This window comes from Paenibacillus sp. FSL W7-1332, assembly GCF_037969785.1.
Taxonomy (GTDB): Bacteria; Bacillota; Bacilli; order Paenibacillales; family Paenibacillaceae; genus Paenibacillus_AQ.
Genome location: NZ_CP150209.1, coordinates 2,859,256 through 2,876,332 on the forward strand (window position 1 = coordinate 2,859,256; position 17,077 = coordinate 2,876,332).

Below are 17,077 nucleotides of genomic sequence, written 5' to 3' on the forward strand. Positions count from 1 at the left end.
AGTAACGATTAGCGGTCCTTACTCTGAATAATAAGGAGCAGACCGCCTTCGATCCGGACCGTCCCTTTGTCCTCAGCCAGCTTATTGCTGACTCCTAGTGACTGCCCCAATCGCAATGTGGCGTCGTGGAGCGGGTACTCGAATCCTTCGAGATTAATCCCGGTAACTTCCGTAGTCAGCGGCAGCAGGGAGACATATGTAAACCCTTTGTTCTCGACAATGCAGCTGGAGCCTGTCAGGGTAATAAAATTGTTCTCATCTAATATAGAACACGGAATATGATGTTGGAGTCCGCGAATCAGCATGTGGATATTAGCCAGCGTGTGATCGAGGCGTGTCCCTGTTGCTCCCAGAATCATGATGGATTCGGGGGAATGCTCCAGTGCCAGCTCGAAGGCAAGCTCGGTGTCGGTTAAATTTTTATCGATCGGATCACAGTCAATCACCTTGCCGCTATTGGAGCGTATTCGATCCATCTGTTCTGGCGGAATGGAATCGAAATCTCCAACGGACAGGTCGGGTTTCATCCCATGTTCAATCAAGTAGAGGGCTCCGCGATCAGCCCCTATAATGAAGTCCCCGTTTTGAACCTCATCCAGGAATCGTGGTGACAACTCCCCACCTGTAAAGATCAGGACGCGAGTATGTTTCATTATAATTCCTCCTTTTTCGAGAGAATTGTCATTGTATTCTAGTATAGAGCAGTTTTCATGCTTGCACAATTTTAATAGGCACGGCTACAATGTAGTATGTAAATTGACGGGGGAGCGGGGGAACTGAATTTTGGACATGCATGTGTTTGACGTATTCAGTATCATTGGCACCATTGCGTTTGCCATGTCCGGAGCTTTTGTAGCTATGGAAGAGGAATACGATATTCTGGGGGTTGTGGTATTAGGTTTAGTAACAGCCTTCGGCGGGGGTATTATAAGAAACGTACTGATCGGCGTGCCGGTTACCACCTTGTGGGGACAGGGCGATTTAATCATGCTCGCGATGATTTCAGTATTTGTAGCGTTTGTGCTGCCGCTCGGCTTGATTCAGCACTGGAAGAAAACGGAGGCGCTGTTCGATGCGATCGGACTATCTGCCTTTGCGATTCAAGGGGCTCTATATGCTACGCAAATGAATCACCCCATGAGCGCGGTGATTGTGGCTGCTGTGCTTACCGGAAGCGGCGGGGGAATGGTCCGCGATTTATTGGCAGGGCGGAAGCCACTGGTACTCCGTGATGAGATCTATGCGGTGTGGGCCATGATAGCAGGGGTCGCCATCGGCCTTGGCGTGGCCACCAAGACTTGGGAGCTGCTTACTCTGTTTGTAGTGGTGATTGTATTCCGGATGCTGTCCGTGCTTTATAAATGGAGACTGCCCAGAAGGTCGCTGCACGAAGGCCATCCTACAGCAGCCAGTGGAAAAAAAGTCAGTTCAGGTTAATTGATGGTAGGTAACGTCATGCATGAATTAGAATTTCCTCGTGAAATGACGATGAATTATAGCGTGAAGGAGAGAGGATTATGGTATCCGTCTTGTTTGTATGTTTGGGCAATATCTGCCGCTCGCCGATGGCGGAAGCGGTGCTGCGACATAAAATTGAACAGCGTGGACTGCAGGATAAGATCAGCGTGGATTCTGCCGGCACAGGAGATTGGCATATCGGAAGCGTTCCCCATGAAGGAACCCGAAAGCTGCTGGACAGCTGGCAAATCAGCTACGAGGGAATGGTCGCCCGCAAAGTGGTAAGCCAGGACCTCGTCAAGTTCGATTACGTTATCGGCATGGATGATTCGAATGTGACGAATTTGCGCAAGCTAGCGGGAGGCGACCAGGCCGCGATTCTGAAGTTTATGGATTTGCTCCCTGATGAAAAGCTGCGCGAGGTGCCGGATCCGTATTTCACTGGAAATTTTGATGAAGTGTATCGTCTTATTGATGCGGGGTGTGACATCTTACTGGACAAAATCATGAAAGAAAAGCTATAATCGATTCGAACAAGCGGTGAGTCTACCGCTTTTTTGACGAGAATAATTGAAAGCGATACCAAGAAGAACGGGCTGCTGAACATAAAAGATGAACAATGCACATTCCAGAAAAAATGCGCGGTTGTTCATCTTTTTTTGAAGTGAAGCAACAAAGAGCGCATAGCTTGCGCTTCCTGTTGCATCATAGGTATTCTTTTTTGCCAACAGCTTTAAAGCGTAACTCGTAAAAAGTCCCCAGTGGGACAGGCCATGAACTTTGCTGTAACAGGTCATTTAGATAAGCCAACGGATTTTGCCAATCAATCGATTAATCCAGGAAGTACATAAGAGCAGCAGGGAGCTCTTTTTGCCAGAATCCCCAAAGGTGACGGCCGTCTTTTTCAAGATAAGATATGGTGGCACCCCGTTCTTCCAGCAACGCCTTTGTTGAACGATTCAATTCAACGAAGTTATAGACACCTGTATCGGTTGCATAGTTGTCTTCTTGCAAGCCTACAATCATATAGATGTCGAGCCAGGACAAATCTTTCTCTTCTCTGATCATATTCTGGGACTTCTCATAGAAGGCGCCGGACAAGCTGATGATTCGGGTGAAGAGATGCGGGTAACGCAAGGCCAGATGCACGGATACGCTTCCGCCAAGGGAGTCGCCGGCGAGTACTCTTTCGGCAGGCTCTTTGCGCACAGGATATTTTTGTTCGACGAAGGGAATAATCTCTTCGGCGAAGCAGGATAGGTAAGCGTCGAACCGGTTGCCGAATGGCGCGTACTCCTCGGTGCGAACTTTGGTGTTCACTTCCACGCCTACAATGATGAACGGCTCCACGCCTTCTTCGAGAATGAGCTGGTTGGCCCAGGTCGCGATGCGACCAAAATTGAAGAATTCCTCTCCATCCTGACAGTACACGACGGGATAGCTGAGAATTTCATTGTATCCGGGAGGAAGGTAGATGCGCAGCGTTCGATTCTCCTGCAGAAACTGGCTTTCAATCACTTCTTTTACGATGGTTCGCTTCAATAAACGTTCATTCGTCATCATTCGTCACCTTTTTCGGGTTAGTTTTTGAAATGCGGTAAACAATAAGTTAAAATTACCCTGACATGTTGAAGTTGGCTGCTGTTCTATGATGTTTGTCATACTGTTATAGTATTATCCACAAACTGTTATACATACAAACGTTAAGAAATGTGAAATTTTATCCCGTATTTCTTTGACGAATGGAGTAAAACAGGTGTATAATAATTCTATAACAGCGGAACTTGATATTCAAATATTTATTGAGGTGAAAAAAATGACCAAGGTTCCTTATGAAGTATATACCGAGGAAGTCGATACTCTATCTGTACTTTCCCCGGATGGCAAAATCGTAAACAAAGATCTTCTGCCTGAATTGTCAGACGATCAACTGAAAGAAATTATGTACCGTATGGTATTTACCCGTACTTGGGACGACCGTGCCGTAAATCTCGGCCGCCAAGGACGTCTCGGTTTCTATGCTCCTGTATCCGGTCAAGAAGCAACGATGGTAGGTAGCGAATTCGCGCTTGAGAAAGACGACTTTGTCTGCCCGGGCTACCGTGATATGCCGCAAATCGTATGGCATGGACTTCCGCTTTATCAAGCATTCCTCTATTCCCGCGGACATCAGCATGGCGGACAAATTCCGGAGGGTGTTAACGTATTGATGCCTCAGATCATCATTGGCGCGCAAATCTTGCATGCTATGGGTATCGCTATGGGTTACAAACTGAAGAAGCAAAAACAAGTGGTTATTACGTATACCGGTGACGGCGGCTCTTCCGAAGGCGATTTCTACGAAGGCTTGAACTATGCAGGCGTGTACAAACTGCCGGTTATCTTCTTCGTGCAAAACAACGGCTATGCCATCACGACTCCATTCTCCAAGCAGACTGCAGCATTGTCGATCGCACATAAAGCTGTAGCAGCTGGTATCAAGGGTGTTAAGGTTGACGGCATGGACGTCCTCGCTGTGATCAAGGCCGTTCGTGATGCTGCAGAACGCGGCCGCAATGGCGAAGGCGCAACGCTTATCGAAGCTGTGACATACCGTTTCCGTCCGCATTCCCTGTCTGACGACGCTTCGAAATATCGTACGAAGGAAGAAGAGGGCGAGTGGAACGAGAAGGATCCGATCGCACGTCTTGCGAAGTACCTGGAAGCAAAAGGCCTCTGGACAGAGGAAGATACAGCTCGCGTGAAAGAAGAAGCGAAAGCGAAAGTCAACGAGCAAATTAAAAAAGCAGAACAAACGGAAAAAATGACAGTACCTGGTTTGATCGACAGCATGTTCGAGCAAACGCCGAAGCATCTGGAAGAGCAGAAAGCTGATTTCCAATAAAAATGACGGCCGATGATTGTCAAAGGTTTGATCCTGGATAATCATCTGGTTTTGTCATGGCGGCATCAGGTCGGTTTTTGAACGTTTTGACATCGATATATACACTGGAATTTTTAGTGAACTGTATTTCTTAAGGAGGAAATGAAGCAATGGCACAAATGAACATGAAAGAAGCGATTCGCGACGCCATGCGCGTTGAATTGAGCCGTGACCCTAACGTTGTCATCTTCGGTGAAGACGTAGGTAATGTCGGCGGTGTTTTCCGGGTAACGGAAGGCCTTCAAAAAGAATTCGGGGAAGAGCGCGTATTCGATACACCGCTGGCTGAGTCCGCTATTGGCGGTTTGGCGGTAGGTCTCGGTATTCAAGGCTTCCGTCCGATCGCTGAAATTCAATTCGTTGGATTTATCTTTGAAGCGCTCGACCAAATCGTCGTTCAAGCAGCGCGTATGCGTTACCGTTCCGGTGGACGTTACAACTCCCCGATCGTATTCCGCACGCCATTCGGCGGCGGGGTTAAAGCGGCTGAGCTGCACACCGATGCACTCGAAGGTTTGATCACGCAAACCCCGGGTATTAAAGTTGTAGTACCTTCCAATCCTTATGATGCAAAAGGACTCATGATCGCAGCAATTCGCGACAATGACCCTGTGTTCTTCATGGAGCACTTGAACCTGTATCATGCGTTCCGCGCTGAAGTTCCTGAAGGTGATTACACGGTTGAGCTTGGTAAAGCTAACGTGGTTCGCGAAGGAACCGACGTAACGATTATCGCATATGGTTTGATGGTTCATACCGCAACGAAAGCGGCGGACGAACTTGAGAAGAACGGAATCAAAGCGGAAATCATCGACTTGCGCACGATCTCTCCAATCGACATCGATACTGTGCTTGCTTCGGTTAAGAAAACCAACCGTGCCATCGTGGTTCAAGAAGCGCAAAAATCTGCAGGCGTAGCCGCAGAAGTTATCGCTCAAATCAACGAGAAGGCGATTCTGCACCTGGAAGCTCCAGTGCTTCGTGTGACTCCGCCGGATACCGTGTATCCATTCGCGCAAATCGAGGACACTTGGTTACCTACTCCAGCACGTATCGTGGATGCCGTCAATAAAGTAATGAATTTCTAATAGCAGCAATTTCTAGGGAGGTTTTTCAGTTGGCAAAATTTGAATATCGTTTTCCAGAGCTGGGTGAAGGTCTGCATGAAGGTGAAATCATCAAAATGCATATCAAGCCAGGCGACAAAGTAACAGACGACGACATCATCATGGAAGTACAGAACGACAAGGCGGTCGTAGAAGTTCCTTGTCCCGTGAACGGTACGGTTCAAGAAGTTTTTGCCAAGGATGGTCAAGTATGCCGTGTCGGTGAAGTGGTAGCTATCATCGATGCTGAAGGCGACATTCCTGAGCAAGAGGCTCCTGCTGAAGAGCAGTCTGCGCAAGAAGCTGACGCAGCTAAAGGCAGCGCGGATACAACTTCTTCCCCGGCTCAAGATGCACCGGCTGACGCTAAACAAGGCGGAAACGGTGGAGCAGCTGCTCCAGCAGCACCTAATCGTGAAGTTCTGGCTACTCCTAGCGTGCGTAAATTCGCGCGTGAGCAAGGCGTAGACATTGCACAAGTGCAAGGCTCCGGCAACAACGGTAAAGTGACTCGCGAAGATGTTGAAGCCTTTAAGAACGGTGGAGGCCAAGCAGCACCAGCGCAAGAAGCGGCTTCCGAAGCGAAAGCAGCTCCTGCAGCAGCATCCACAGCGGTGGACACTCGTGCAGAAGAAGAGCGCGTACCATTCAAAGGTATCCGTAAAGCGATCTCGAACGCTATGGTTAAATCGGCTTACACAGCTCCTCACGTTACGATCATGGACGAAGTGGACGTAACCGAGCTGGTAGCGTTCCGTACCCGCATGAAACCGATCGCTGAGAAGAAAGGCACGAAAGTTACGTATCTGCCATTCATCGTTAAAGCACTCGTTGCGGCTAGCCGTCAGTTCCCGGCTTTGAATGCGATGATCGACGAAGAAGCGAACGAAATCGTGTACAAAAAATACTACAACATCGGTATCGCTACGGATACAGACAACGGTCTGATCGTACCGGTTATCAAAGATGCGGATCGTAAGAGCATCTGGATGATCGCTGACAGCATCCGTGATCTGGCTGCTCGCGGCCGTGAAGGCAAACTGTCCCCTAACGAAATGAAGGGCAGCACGATTTCCATCACGAACATCGGATCCGCAGGCGGTATGTTCTTTACGCCAATCATTAACTTCCCAGAGGTTGCTATTCTCGGTACCGGCCGCATCAGCGAAAAAGCGGTTGTGAAGAACGGCGAGATTGTAGCAGCACCTGTTATGGCATTGTCCTTGAGCTTTGACCACCGTATCATCGACGGCGCAACGGCTCAAAACTTTATGAACTATATTAAACAACTGCTCGCTAACCCTGAGCTGCTTGTTATGGAGGTGTAACTAATGGTAGTTGGAGATGCTTCTTTAGATATTGATACTCTAGTCATTGGTGCTGGTCCTGGTGGTTATGTGGCGGCGATTCGTGCCGCCCAACTGGGTCAAAAGGTTCTGATCGTTGATAAATCGGAACTCGGCGGTGTTTGCTTGAACCGTGGTTGTATTCCTTCCAAGGCTTTGATCGCTGCAGCTCATCAGTTCGAGTCCGCTAAGCATGCCGATGCATTCGGTATTTCCGTGGAGAACGTAACGGTTGATTTCGCGAAAACACAGGAATTCAAAAACGGCGTTGTCAAAAAAATGACTGGCGGCGTAGCCGGTTTGCTGAAAGGCAACAAAGTGGAAGTTTTCAACGGCGAGTGCATGTTCATCAACGAAAACGAAGCGCGTGTATTCAATGATCATGAATCACCGCGTTACCGCTTTAAGAACTGCATCATTGCTACAGGTTCCCGTCCAATCGAACTGAAGCCATTCCCGTTTGGCGGACGCATCCTGTCTTCTACCGAAGCATTGAACCTGCCTGAGGTACCGAAGAGCATGATCGTAATCGGTGGCGGCTACATCGGTGCCGAGCTTGGTCAAATGTACTCCAAATTCGGTTCGAAAGTAACGATCATCGAAGGTCTGGACAGCGTTTTGGCTGGCTTTGACAAAGACATGACAAGCCTCGTTACGAAAAACATGAAGAAAACCGGTATCGAAATTATCACAGGTGCTAAAGCTGAAAGTGCCGAGCAAAACGATAAAGAAGTTACCGTGAAATACTCCGTGAATGGCGAAACCAAAGAAGTAACAGCAGATTACCTGCTGGTTACGGTTGGCCGTCGTCCGAACACGGATGGAGAGCTTGGCCTTGATCTGATCGGCCTCGATATGGATGAGCGCGGATTCGTGAAAGTCGACCATCAAGGACGCACAAGCATTCCTCATATCTTCGCGATCGGGGATATCGTATCCGGTCTGGCGCTTGCACACAAAGCTTCCTACGAAGGTAAAGTGGCTGCTGAGGCCATTTCCGGAATGCCGTCCGTCGTGGATTACAAATGTATTCCAGCCGTTGTGTTTACGGATCCAGAATGCTCCAGCGTAGGTTACACCGAAGCTCAAGCGAAGGAAAAAGGCCATAAAGTGAAAGCAGGCAAATTCCCTTACGCAGGTAACGGACGTTCCGTATCCTTGAACCATCCGGAAGGCTTCGTGAAGATCGTAGCTGAAGAAGGAACAGGACTTATTCTCGGAGCGCAAATCGTAGGTCTGGAAGCTTCCAACCTGATTGCAGAGCTCGGTCTTGCTATTGAGATGGGCGCTACGCTTGAAGATGTAGCCTTGACCATCCATGCGCATCCGACGCTTGGCGAAATCGTAATGGAAGCTGCGGAATTGGTTATGGGTCATCCGATCCACATCATCGCCCGTTAATCCAAACGACGTTCGTTTTTTCGAGTCATTATATATTCGGCCAGGAGGCAGAGAACGCGCAGGCGGTTTCTGCCTCCTGTTTTTTTATGTGGATGCCGCAAGCGATATCCGGCCTCTTTCGGCAGGGTTATTTTAAGCATCCCAATCATTCCACGAACATGGTAGACTGTTGATATGAGATTCTAGTGAGGTGACTATACATGAAACAATACTTGGAGCTGCTGCAAGACATTCTAGATCATGGCGTAGAGAAAGGGGACCGCACGGGGACGGGAACGTTATCCGTATTTGGAAGACAGCTGCGGTTTGACCTTTCTAAAGGCTTTCCTCTGATGACAACCAAGCGGATTCACTTAAAATCGGTGATACACGAGCTTCTGTGGTTCTTAAGCGGGGAGACGAATATCCGGTATCTAAAAGAGAACGGCGTGCGGATATGGGACGAATGGGCAGATGAGAACGGCGATTTGGGACCGGTCTACGGCTCGCAGTGGCGAGCGTGGGAAACGCCGGATGGACGCCATATCGACCAGATTGCCAACGTCATCGATTCGATTAAAAACAATCCCGACTCCCGGCGGCATATCGTCAGTGCCTGGAACGTGGCAGAGATCGACAACATGAAGCTGCCTCCATGCCATTTTGTATTCCAATTCTACGTGGCGGGCGGGAAGCTCTCCTGCATGCTTACCATGCGTTCCGTGGACAGCTTCCTCGGGCTGCCGTTCAACATTGCGAGTTATGCACTGCTTACCCATATGGTTGCCCAGCAGTGCGGCCTGGAGCCAGGTGAATTCATCTGGTCCGGTGGCGACGTCCATATCTATTCCAATCATATGGAACAGGTCAGAACGCAGCTTGAACGCGAGCCTTATGAGCTGCCGAAGCTGGTCATCAAGCGCAAGCCGGAGAGCATCTTTGATTATACATTCGAAGATTTTGAATTTGAGGGTTACCAGTATCATCCAACCATTAAAGCGACCGTAGCTGTGTAAATAAACAAGTGGTACCGATATTCGGCGCAATCCATTTGTACAAGGAAGGAGTGACGGTGTAATGATATCGATGATTTGGGCAATGGGCAAGGACCAGGTAATCGGGCTGAACGGCACCATGCCGTGGCGATTGCCGCGTGATATGGCCTTCTTCAAGGAGACGACCCTGCACAAAACGATTCTGATGGGGCGCAAGACCTGGGAGTCCTTTGGCAGCAATCCTCTGCCTCACCGAAAGAATATCGTGCTGACGAGAGACCGAAGTTTCACGCTGACGGACGATCAGGGCATCGTGATCCATGATGTGGATGAAGCCCTTCCCTATGCGGAGAACGCAGAGCTGATGGTGATCGGCGGATCCCAGATTTATGAATTGATGCTTCCGAAAGCGGATCGGTTGTACTGCACGTTTATTGATGAAACTTTTGAAGGGGATACGTTCTTCCCTGAAGTGAACTGGGACGAATGGAAAATTATCGAAGAAGTTCCCGGCATAACGGATGAAAAGAACCCGTATGCCTACCGGTTTGTTACGTTCGAACGAAAATAAAGAGCTTGATGACGAGCTTTGAAGGGATAGACATACTCCAATCCATCCATGTTGACAAGGTTTTGTTAGTAGGATAATACAAATGATCATGCATATAGTCCATTTAACAGGAGAAAAGCGAAATGCTACTATATTTTTAATGTTTATACAAATCGCTGCTTAAATAGCCGCTAATCATGGGGATTCATGCTCTGATAAAAAATTTTTTAGCATAAATAGAAAAAATAAATCAGACTGAAACCTGTTTCTTGGGTCATCTGAAGATCGATGTCGGATGATTTATGATATGATAAATTGTACATGGTAACCAGCATGGATAGAACGGATGGGGGTAAAGCAGTATGTCTACACCAACAGGATTTATGGAATATCAGCGCCAGCTTCCGGCAGATCGGAGCCCGGCCGAACGAGTTAAAGACTGGGAAGAGTTTCATAAACATTTAGAAGAAGAAGAGCTCCAGACCCAGGGAGCACGCTGCATGGACTGCGGTACGCCATACTGCCATACAGGAATCGATATGCTCGGCGGCACTTCGGGCTGCCCGATTCATAATCTGATTCCGGAATGGAACAATCTTGTATACCGGGGCTTGTGGAGAGAAGCCTTGGAGCGTCTCCACAAAACAAACAACTTCCCTGAGTTTACCGGACGCGTATGTCCTGCTCCTTGTGAGGGTTCCTGCACCGTCGGTTTGATTGGGGAGCCGGTCACGATAAAATCCATTGAGCAAGCGATCATCGACAAGGGCTTTGAAGAAGGCTGGGTCGTTCCCGAGCCGCCGGCGAAGCGTACGGGACGCCGCGTAGCCGTTGTCGGTTCTGGTCCGGCAGGGCTGGCTGCGGCTGCTCAACTGAACAAAGCAGGCCATTCCGTAACCGTCTATGAACGTGCCGACCGTATCGGCGGATTGTTGACCTACGGGATTCCATCCATGAAGCTGGACAAGGGTATTGTTCAGCGCCGTGTAGATCTGCTCGCAGCTGAAGGCGTCGAATTCGTTGTCAACACCGAGATCGGCAAAGACATTCCCGCCAAGCAGCTGATGGAAGACTACGATGCCGTCGTACTGTGCGGCGGTGCAACAAAACCGCGTGAATTCAATATTGAGGGAAGTGGCCTCAAGGGCATTCATTATGCGATGGACTATCTGAACGGAACCATCAAGAGCCTGCTGGATTCGGGTCTCGAGGATGGCAACTACTTGTCGGCAAAAGACAAGGACGTTATTGTCATCGGCGGCGGTGACACCGGCTCTGACTGCGTCGCAACAGCGCTTCGCCACGGCTGCAGCAGTGTTACCCAGTTCGGCACGCATAAACAGGCTCCGCTGCAGCGTGATCCGATTGCGAACCCTTGGCCGCAGTTCCCGAACGTGTACACGCTCGATTATGCACACGAGGAAGCCAAAGCGCTGTTTGGCAGCGATCCACGCGAATTCTCCATTATGACCACGAAATTTGTCGGGGATGAAGAGGGCAATCTGAAGGAGCTTCATACCGTTCAAATCGAGCGTATTGTAGACGAAACCGGCCGTAAAGTGTATCAACCGATTCCGGGCACGGAGAAAGTATTTCCTGCTCAAATGGCGTTCATTGCCATCGGTTTTGACGGACCGGAGCATACGCTGGCCGAGCAGCTTGGACTTGAAACGGATCGCCGTTCCAATGTGAAAGCGCCGTATGGCAAATATACGACCAATGTAGATAAAGTATTTGCCGCCGGGGACATGCGTCGCGGACAAAGCCTCGTGGTATGGGCGATCAACGAAGGCCGTGAGGTAGCGCGCGAGGTAGACAAATATTTGATGGGTGCGACCGTACTGGTTTAATCCTTCTCCTAAATATGCTATCATATGAATAGTAGTTAAAAGGACTTCGCGAGAGCGAAGTCCTTTTTGGAGTTAGCCACCGCGCCATGGTTACTCATCGGGGAGGAGAATGTCATTTGAAAACGTTGGTCATTGCCGAAAAGCCGGATATGGGACGGAACATCGCTGCGGTCATCGAGCCGCGGGCCAAGAATAACCGTACATATCTTGAAGGTGAGCAATACATCATAACTTGGGCTATCGGACATCTGGTTGGGCTGGCGGAGCCGGATGCATATGATCCGAAGTACAAACGCTGGAATTTACGGGACCTGCCCATCATTCCGGAGCAATTCAAAATCATCCCGAATCCGAAAACCAAGGATCAGCTGAAGGTCATTGGAGAGGTCGCCAAGCGCTGCAGCCATATCGTAAACGCATGTGATGCGGGACGAGAAGGACAATATATTTTCGCTCTTATCCAACAACAATTAAAATTGAAACAGCCTGTAAAAAGACTATGGATTTCGGATTTAACGGCGGAAAGCATCGCCCGTGGGTTTGCGGAGCTGAAGGATGGGATTGAATTCGAGAATTTAACGCAGGCTGCGCGCGCACGCAGTGAAGCCGATTGGTTGATCGGCATGAATGCTTCGCGTGCCTTTACGACCCGCCATCAGACTTTACTGTCGGTTGGGCGGGTCCAGACGCCGGTTCTGGCCCTGATCTATGACCGGCAGAAGGAAATTGAAGCCTTTGAATCGCAAACGTTCTACGACGTAAAGGCCTTGTTCAAGCAAGAGCAGCTGGAGTATACCGGAACATGGCAGGGCGAGCGGCTGACCTCGCAAGAGAAAGCAGAGACGATTGCAGCCAAGGTTAATGGGAAGAATGGGCTCATCACCAAATATGAAGTCAAAGAAACGAAAGAATATCCGTTTAAATTGTATGATTTGACCCTTCTTCAGCGTGAAGCCAATGCCAAATACGGATACTCTGCCAAAAAAACGCTGGATCTTGCGCAAGCATTGTATGAGCGTCACAAGGTCATTTCATATCCGCGTACCAACTCCAATTACGTGAATGAACAGAATATCGAAGGCATGCACAAGGCACTTCACATGTTGAAATCGACCTCCTATGCATCGATGGCGGAAGGAGCGGATCCTAGCCGGGTGCACGTTAATAATAAGGCGGTATGCAATCCGCAGCGGGTTGAAGATCACCATGCCATCTTGCCGACGTTAAAGCGTCCGGGCACGCTCAGCAAGGAAGAGCAGCATATTTACGATCTGGTCATCATCCGGTTTCTCTCGCATTTTTACCCGCCGGCCATGTACAAGCAGCATACGGTGCTTACCGAGGTCGAGGGCGAAACGTTCAAGACGGGAATTAAGGAACTGCTATCGCTTGGCTGGAAGGTGCTGATTGCCCAGGATAAAGAGCAGAAGAAAGCCAAGTCTTCCAAGAAGGGAAAAGAGGACGAGGAAGAGGAGACCCAGGAATGGAACGACCGTTCCTTTGATCTGTCCCCGGATGAGCCGGTGCACTGCAAGAAATCCGAAGTGAAAGAAAAGGCAACGCAGCCGCCTAAGAGTTATACGGAAGGAACGCTGCTGAAGGCGATGGAAAGTGCCGGAAAATCCATCGAGGATGAAGCGCTTCGGGATGCGATGAAAGACAGCGGGCTTGGAACGCCGGCTACCCGTGCAGCGACCATTGAACGCTTGAAGAAGGTCGGATACATTACGATGCAGGGCAAAAGAATCACGGTTACCCAAAAAGGGAGGACGGCGGTGGAGCTGATCCGTCATGCAGGCGTAGAATTACTTGCTTCGCCTGAGATGACGGGCCAATGGGAACGGCGCCTTCACCAAATATCCAAGGGCGAGGCTTCCGCCGACGTGTTCATGCAAAACGTGCAGAAGTTTACCATTTCGATCATCAATAAGGTATCCTCGCAGCGTCCCGCGCCTTCGTCGCTTTTCGGCGGAGATGAGGACAAGTCCAAAGGAAGAGGGAAGCGAAGCACGGGAAAAGCTGCCGCAGCCCCACGCGACAAGGAAGAACGAGCGGCTAAGCGGATTCCGAAATCCAATGCCGCTGCTTCAAACGATACGTCGTCCGTACGTTCTTCATTAGGCCGATGCCCTAGACCCGGATGTGAAGGGCATATTATTGAAGGGCGCAAAGGCTATGGCTGCGCAAATTTTAAAACCGGCTGCAGCTATGTCATCTGGAAGGAATTTGCCGGTAAACAGGTTTCGCATGCGATGCTGAAATCCTTGCTGCTGCAAGGCAAGACCCAGGTGTTATCCTTTAAAAACGAGGACGGCAGCACGTTTAAAGGCAGAATTGTCCTAGCTGCTGAAGGGAACGGAAAGCTTGCTGTTCAGGCAGAGGACTCGAGTGAAGCCGTGAAATCGTGAAACGGCACAGTTAAATAAAAAAACCGAGCCAACCAGGGTTACCACCCTTGATCGGCTCGGTTTATTTTGATTAATCTAAATGCTCTTCAATGACTTCGGGCACTTCGGTCAGCGCCGATACGGTATATAACACGTTATGAGGCTCCTGCTTCAGCTCGACCAGGTTATATTGCCATTCGCGCTGCTGTTTGATATAGATGCTGTTGATGCCGGCCGTCAGCGCCGGAACGACATCGGTGCGAAGTGAGTTGCCGATCATCCAGGTATCGGAGCGGGAGAATGTCCCCCTCGTGAGGATTTCTTCCAACGCCGCAATATTTTTATGCTGGCGAATGTAGATTCGGTCTTTGAAGTAATCGGCCAGCTTCATCTGTTCGATTTTCCGCTTCTGAATCCGGGTCTCGCCTCCTGTGTAGAGATGGAGACAATGGCCATCTTGCTGGAGCTTCTCGAGCGTCTCAACCATGCCGGGGTAGGCTTCGATTTCCTGCTCATATACACTGAGTCCTAATTCGTAGAGAAGCTCTTCTTCCTTGGGCGAGCTTTCTCTTCCATGAATGCGGCCGAAATAATGATACGTATCGATAAGGGATTGCGGGAAGTTCGCACTTGCAAATCCCAGCTTATCTATGCCGGCTACGTCGACCTCCATCTGCTTGGCACGGACTTCTTCGGTAGTCAAGCCAACATGTTGAAACCATTCGGTCATCCACTCGAAGTAATCGCCAAGAATCAGATCGAAATATTTGTTGCAATGTATTAATGTGTCATCCATGTCGAAGATAATATGCTGCGATGTTTTACTCATGGTTCACTCCTTCTTACTATGAAAGTCGAATGTATGACTCCAGGAACATCTGAAGTTCGGCAGCCCCATCCGGTCGCAGGCTGAATCTTTCGTTATTCTCGGATTTCAGATGGGAGCGCAGCAAGCCGGCTGCCCTCAAAATCATCAGATGGTGCATCAATTCCTCATAAGGCTGACCCAACTCGGAAGCCATTTCGGACACGGCCTTCGGTTCATCGGCAATATATCGCAGGAGACGCAGGCGTTCCGGGTCCGCAAGCGCCTCGGTCATGCGGAGGAGAACCACGGGCGGCTCATCTTCCTCTTCTTCCGGGACATCGATCGGATACTGCAGCAGGAGTACGTTCTCATAGAAGCAATAGGTATTGATCGGCCGGAAATGCGTGCCCGGGAACAAGACTACGTTCTCCTGGGGCACGTCGTCGAGTATAACGCCGCTAGAAGCATATTCGATTAAATTTTCGTCGTCCATTTTCGGAAGGAGCATTCGCTTCTCTTCGGCATCTTCTTCCAGGAGCTGGTACAGTTCAGGCTCCACTTCCGAGAAGTAGTGCTCATGCCACAACTTCATCAACGGTGTGTAGTTTTCTCGAATTCTAGATGTTTCATCCAGCGAGAGGGACGGCAAGTGCGGCAGCAGCAGGTCATGCAGCTCTTCCACGGCGGAAGATTCGACCCAATTCAGAAAATCCGGGATTTCAATGTGCTCTCCCCGAAGCATGATCAAGGCGTATAACACATCATAATCCGCTAGTGGCCATGAACGGGCTCGACTGAACTGGACACGAACAGGTTGAGGTAATCGCTCGTCCATCTCCGTTATCAGCTGTTTTCCGATATCCAGGTTATCGGTCCATTTCCTTGTTGCATATATCATGAAGCTGCCCAGCAGCTCGTAGACCATAGATACATCGATACTGACTTTATATTTCATTAACGGATACCCTCCCAATTGATGGCATTGTTATTATTATGGCTTGTATGGATTGGGCTTGTCCACTATAATGTTCATCTGACTGTTTAAATTCATCGTTTTTTCACATTAGAGGAGGACTATATTTCAGTGACAGAAGCTGTAACCCCCCGTCAGGGGAGAACTCATTATTTCATTTTAATTGCCGTCGTGGTTGCGGCTGGTTTAAGCCAGGGACTGTTATTGCCGGTGCTGGCTATTTTTTTAGAACGGATGGGCATTTCATCCTCCATGAACGGATTGAACGCGGCGGCCTTATATGTAGGCTCATTTGCGATGACGCTTGTTGCGGAAAGACTTCTCGGCTGGGTCGGTTTCAAAAAACTGATCATTTCGGGACTGGTCCTGGTGATGCTGTCACTGGTCGCCTTTCCGCTGATTCCGAGCGTGGCCGTCTGGTTTGTACTGCGGGTGCTTGTGGGTATTGGGGACAGCGCACTTCATTATGCGGCACAGCTATGGGTGCTGATGATGTCTACGACGAAGAACCGGGGGCGAAGCATATCCTTTTACGGCATGTCCTACGGTTTGGGATTCAGTATAGGACCGCTGGGCATTCCGCTGCTAAAGTATGGCGAAGCGGTACCGTTTATAATTCTGGCGGTGCTGTTCTTGTTCATTCTGCTGGTCGTGCTCTTTAAACTTCCGAACCTGAAGCCGGAAAAAAGCGAGAATGGGGAGCAGCAGCCGGCTGGACGATATCTCAAAAGCTACCGCCTGGCCTGGTTTGCATTGATTCCCGCGTTTCTCTACGGCTATATGGAAGCAGGAATTAACAGCAACTTCCCGGTCTACGGTTTAAGAAGCGGATTTACATTGGGCGAAATATCAGCATTGCTTCCTTTTGTCGGCATCGGCGGTCTGGTGTTGCAGCTTCCGCTCGGCATTTGGAGTGATAAATTCGGCCGCAAACGGGTGCTGGCGATTGCCGGTATTGTGGGCGGATGCTGTTTCTTGCTCATTCCCGTGGCGGGAACGAATTTCTGGGCAACCTTAATATTGCTAACGCTGGCCGGCGGACTGGTTGGTTCCTTCTTCTCGCTTGGTTTGGCTTATGCGGCGGATATCCTTCCCAGAGTGCTGCTGCCGGCTGCCAACGTCGTAGCTTCCTTCCATTTTAATGCGGGCAGCATAGCAGGTCCGAATGCCGGGGGCGCCATCATGGAAACAGGGTGGAACGGGGGGATCTTCGTTCTGCTTGGAGGATTGTATATTCTGTTTGCGTGTACGGGATTATGGTTTAAAGTCAAAACTGCATCAACACAGGGATAGAACATCTG

At 49.6% G+C, this 17,077-nt stretch carries 15 protein-coding genes; 11 read left to right on the plus strand and 4 right to left on the minus strand.

Annotated features, from left to right (window positions below):
• Positions 1 to 8 precede the first annotated feature (8 nt).
• Entirely contained in the window at positions 9 to 653 is a 645-nt protein-coding gene (locus MKX98_RS12715) for a thiamine diphosphokinase (protein ID WP_220685743.1), read from the minus strand.
• A gap of 136 nt (positions 654 to 789) precedes the next feature.
• Between MKX98_RS12715 and MKX98_RS12720 the strand changes: the two genes are divergently transcribed.
• The gene (locus MKX98_RS12720; protein WP_194545140.1) at positions 790 to 1,437 is read left to right on the plus strand and encodes a trimeric intracellular cation channel family protein; all 648 of its coding nucleotides are present in this window, start codon (positions 790 to 792) and stop codon (positions 1,435 to 1,437) included.
• An 80-nt stretch (positions 1,438 to 1,517) separates the two neighbouring features.
• Complete coding sequence (locus MKX98_RS12725) at positions 1,518 to 1,982, plus strand: low molecular weight protein-tyrosine-phosphatase (RefSeq protein WP_071218203.1); 465 nt, start codon at positions 1,518 to 1,520, stop codon at positions 1,980 to 1,982.
• A 307-nt stretch (positions 1,983 to 2,289) separates the two neighbouring features.
• Here MKX98_RS12725 and MKX98_RS12730 read toward each other — a convergent pair whose 3' ends face one another.
• Entirely contained in the window at positions 2,290 to 3,018 is a 729-nt protein-coding gene (locus MKX98_RS12730; RefSeq protein ID WP_071218202.1) for an alpha/beta hydrolase-fold protein, read from the minus strand.
• A 256-nt stretch (positions 3,019 to 3,274) separates the two neighbouring features.
• Between MKX98_RS12730 and pdhA the strand changes: the two genes are divergently transcribed.
• From pdhA to MKX98_RS12770, 8 genes are all read left to right on the plus strand, one after another.
• On the plus strand, positions 3,275 to 4,342 hold the full coding sequence (gene pdhA / locus MKX98_RS12735; protein ID WP_113056870.1) for a pyruvate dehydrogenase (acetyl-transferring) E1 component subunit alpha: 1,068 nt from the start codon (positions 3,275 to 3,277) through the stop codon (positions 4,340 to 4,342).
• A gap of 149 nt (positions 4,343 to 4,491) precedes the next feature.
• Positions 4,492 to 5,469: an alpha-ketoacid dehydrogenase subunit beta gene (locus tag MKX98_RS12740; protein ID WP_071218200.1), complete on the plus strand. Its 978-nt coding sequence runs from the start codon at positions 4,492 to 4,494 to the stop codon at positions 5,467 to 5,469.
• 29 nt (positions 5,470 to 5,498) lie between these two features.
• Complete coding sequence (locus MKX98_RS12745) at positions 5,499 to 6,815, plus strand: dihydrolipoamide acetyltransferase family protein (RefSeq protein ID WP_339223247.1); 1,317 nt, start codon at positions 5,499 to 5,501, stop codon at positions 6,813 to 6,815.
• A gap of 3 nt (positions 6,816 to 6,818) precedes the next feature.
• Positions 6,819 to 8,234 (plus strand): dihydrolipoyl dehydrogenase, encoded by a 1,416-nt coding sequence (gene lpdA, locus MKX98_RS12750; RefSeq protein ID WP_009589200.1) that lies wholly within the window; start codon positions 6,819 to 6,821, stop codon positions 8,232 to 8,234.
• Positions 8,235 to 8,434: 200 nt separating this feature from the next.
• Positions 8,435 to 9,229, plus strand: a complete 795-nt coding sequence (gene thyA, locus MKX98_RS12755) for a thymidylate synthase (protein ID WP_071218198.1) — start codon at positions 8,435 to 8,437, stop codon at positions 9,227 to 9,229.
• A 61-nt stretch (positions 9,230 to 9,290) separates the two neighbouring features.
• Positions 9,291 to 9,779, plus strand: coding sequence for a dihydrofolate reductase (locus tag MKX98_RS12760; RefSeq protein ID WP_339223249.1), 489 nt, complete (start codon positions 9,291 to 9,293; stop codon positions 9,777 to 9,779).
• A gap of 341 nt (positions 9,780 to 10,120) precedes the next feature.
• The gene (locus tag MKX98_RS12765) at positions 10,121 to 11,608 is read left to right on the plus strand and encodes a glutamate synthase subunit beta (protein ID WP_339223251.1); all 1,488 of its coding nucleotides are present in this window, start codon (positions 10,121 to 10,123) and stop codon (positions 11,606 to 11,608) included.
• Positions 11,609 to 11,724: 116 nt separating this feature from the next.
• Positions 11,725 to 14,016, plus strand: coding sequence for a DNA topoisomerase 3 (locus tag MKX98_RS12770; RefSeq protein WP_339223253.1), 2,292 nt, complete (start codon positions 11,725 to 11,727; stop codon positions 14,014 to 14,016).
• Positions 14,017 to 14,086: 70 nt separating this feature from the next.
• Here MKX98_RS12770 and MKX98_RS12775 read toward each other — a convergent pair whose 3' ends face one another.
• Both MKX98_RS12775 and MKX98_RS12780 read right to left on the minus strand, forming a co-directional pair.
• A complete protein-coding gene (locus MKX98_RS12775; RefSeq protein ID WP_339223255.1) occupies positions 14,087 to 14,824 on the minus strand; it encodes an HAD family hydrolase in 738 nt (245 codons plus the stop codon).
• A 16-nt stretch (positions 14,825 to 14,840) separates the two neighbouring features.
• On the minus strand, positions 14,841 to 15,758 hold the full coding sequence (locus MKX98_RS12780; RefSeq protein ID WP_194542083.1) for a helix-turn-helix domain-containing protein: 918 nt from the start codon (positions 15,756 to 15,758) through the stop codon (positions 14,841 to 14,843).
• Positions 15,759 to 15,887: 129 nt separating this feature from the next.
• Here MKX98_RS12780 and MKX98_RS12785 point away from each other — a divergent pair, with 129 nt between their 5' ends.
• On the plus strand, positions 15,888 to 17,069 hold the full coding sequence (locus MKX98_RS12785) for an MFS transporter (protein ID WP_339223257.1): 1,182 nt from the start codon (positions 15,888 to 15,890) through the stop codon (positions 17,067 to 17,069).
• Positions 17,070 to 17,077: the final 8 nt, after the last annotated feature.

Bases quoted from the DNA above. Each gene is read 5' to 3' on its own strand.
- MKX98_RS12740 (WP_071218200.1), top strand. From the start codon at position 4,492: ATGGCACAAATGAACATGAAAGAAGCGATTCGCGACGCCATGCGCGTT.
- pdhA (WP_113056870.1), top strand. From the start codon at position 3,275: ATGACCAAGGTTCCTTATGAAGTATATACCGAGGAAGTCGATACTCTA.
- MKX98_RS12765 (WP_339223251.1), top strand. From the start codon at position 10,121: ATGTCTACACCAACAGGATTTATGGAATATCAGCGCCAGCTTCCGGCA.
- MKX98_RS12760 (WP_339223249.1), top strand. From the start codon at position 9,291: ATGATATCGATGATTTGGGCAATGGGCAAGGACCAGGTAATCGGGCTG.
- MKX98_RS12775 (WP_339223255.1), bottom strand. From the start codon at position 14,824: ATGAGTAAAACATCGCAGCATATTATCTTCGACATGGATGACACATTA.
- thyA (WP_071218198.1), top strand. From the start codon at position 8,435: ATGAAACAATACTTGGAGCTGCTGCAAGACATTCTAGATCATGGCGTA.
- MKX98_RS12720 (WP_194545140.1), top strand. From the start codon at position 790: ATGCATGTGTTTGACGTATTCAGTATCATTGGCACCATTGCGTTTGCC.
- MKX98_RS12725 (WP_071218203.1), top strand. From the start codon at position 1,518: ATGGTATCCGTCTTGTTTGTATGTTTGGGCAATATCTGCCGCTCGCCG.
- MKX98_RS12715 (WP_220685743.1), bottom strand. From the start codon at position 653: ATGAAACATACTCGCGTCCTGATCTTTACAGGTGGGGAGTTGTCACCA.
- MKX98_RS12780 (WP_194542083.1), bottom strand. From the start codon at position 15,758: ATGAAATATAAAGTCAGTATCGATGTATCTATGGTCTACGAGCTGCTG.
- lpdA (WP_009589200.1), top strand. From the start codon at position 6,819: ATGGTAGTTGGAGATGCTTCTTTAGATATTGATACTCTAGTCATTGGT.
- MKX98_RS12730 (WP_071218202.1), bottom strand. From the start codon at position 3,018: ATGACGAATGAACGTTTATTGAAGCGAACCATCGTAAAAGAAGTGATT.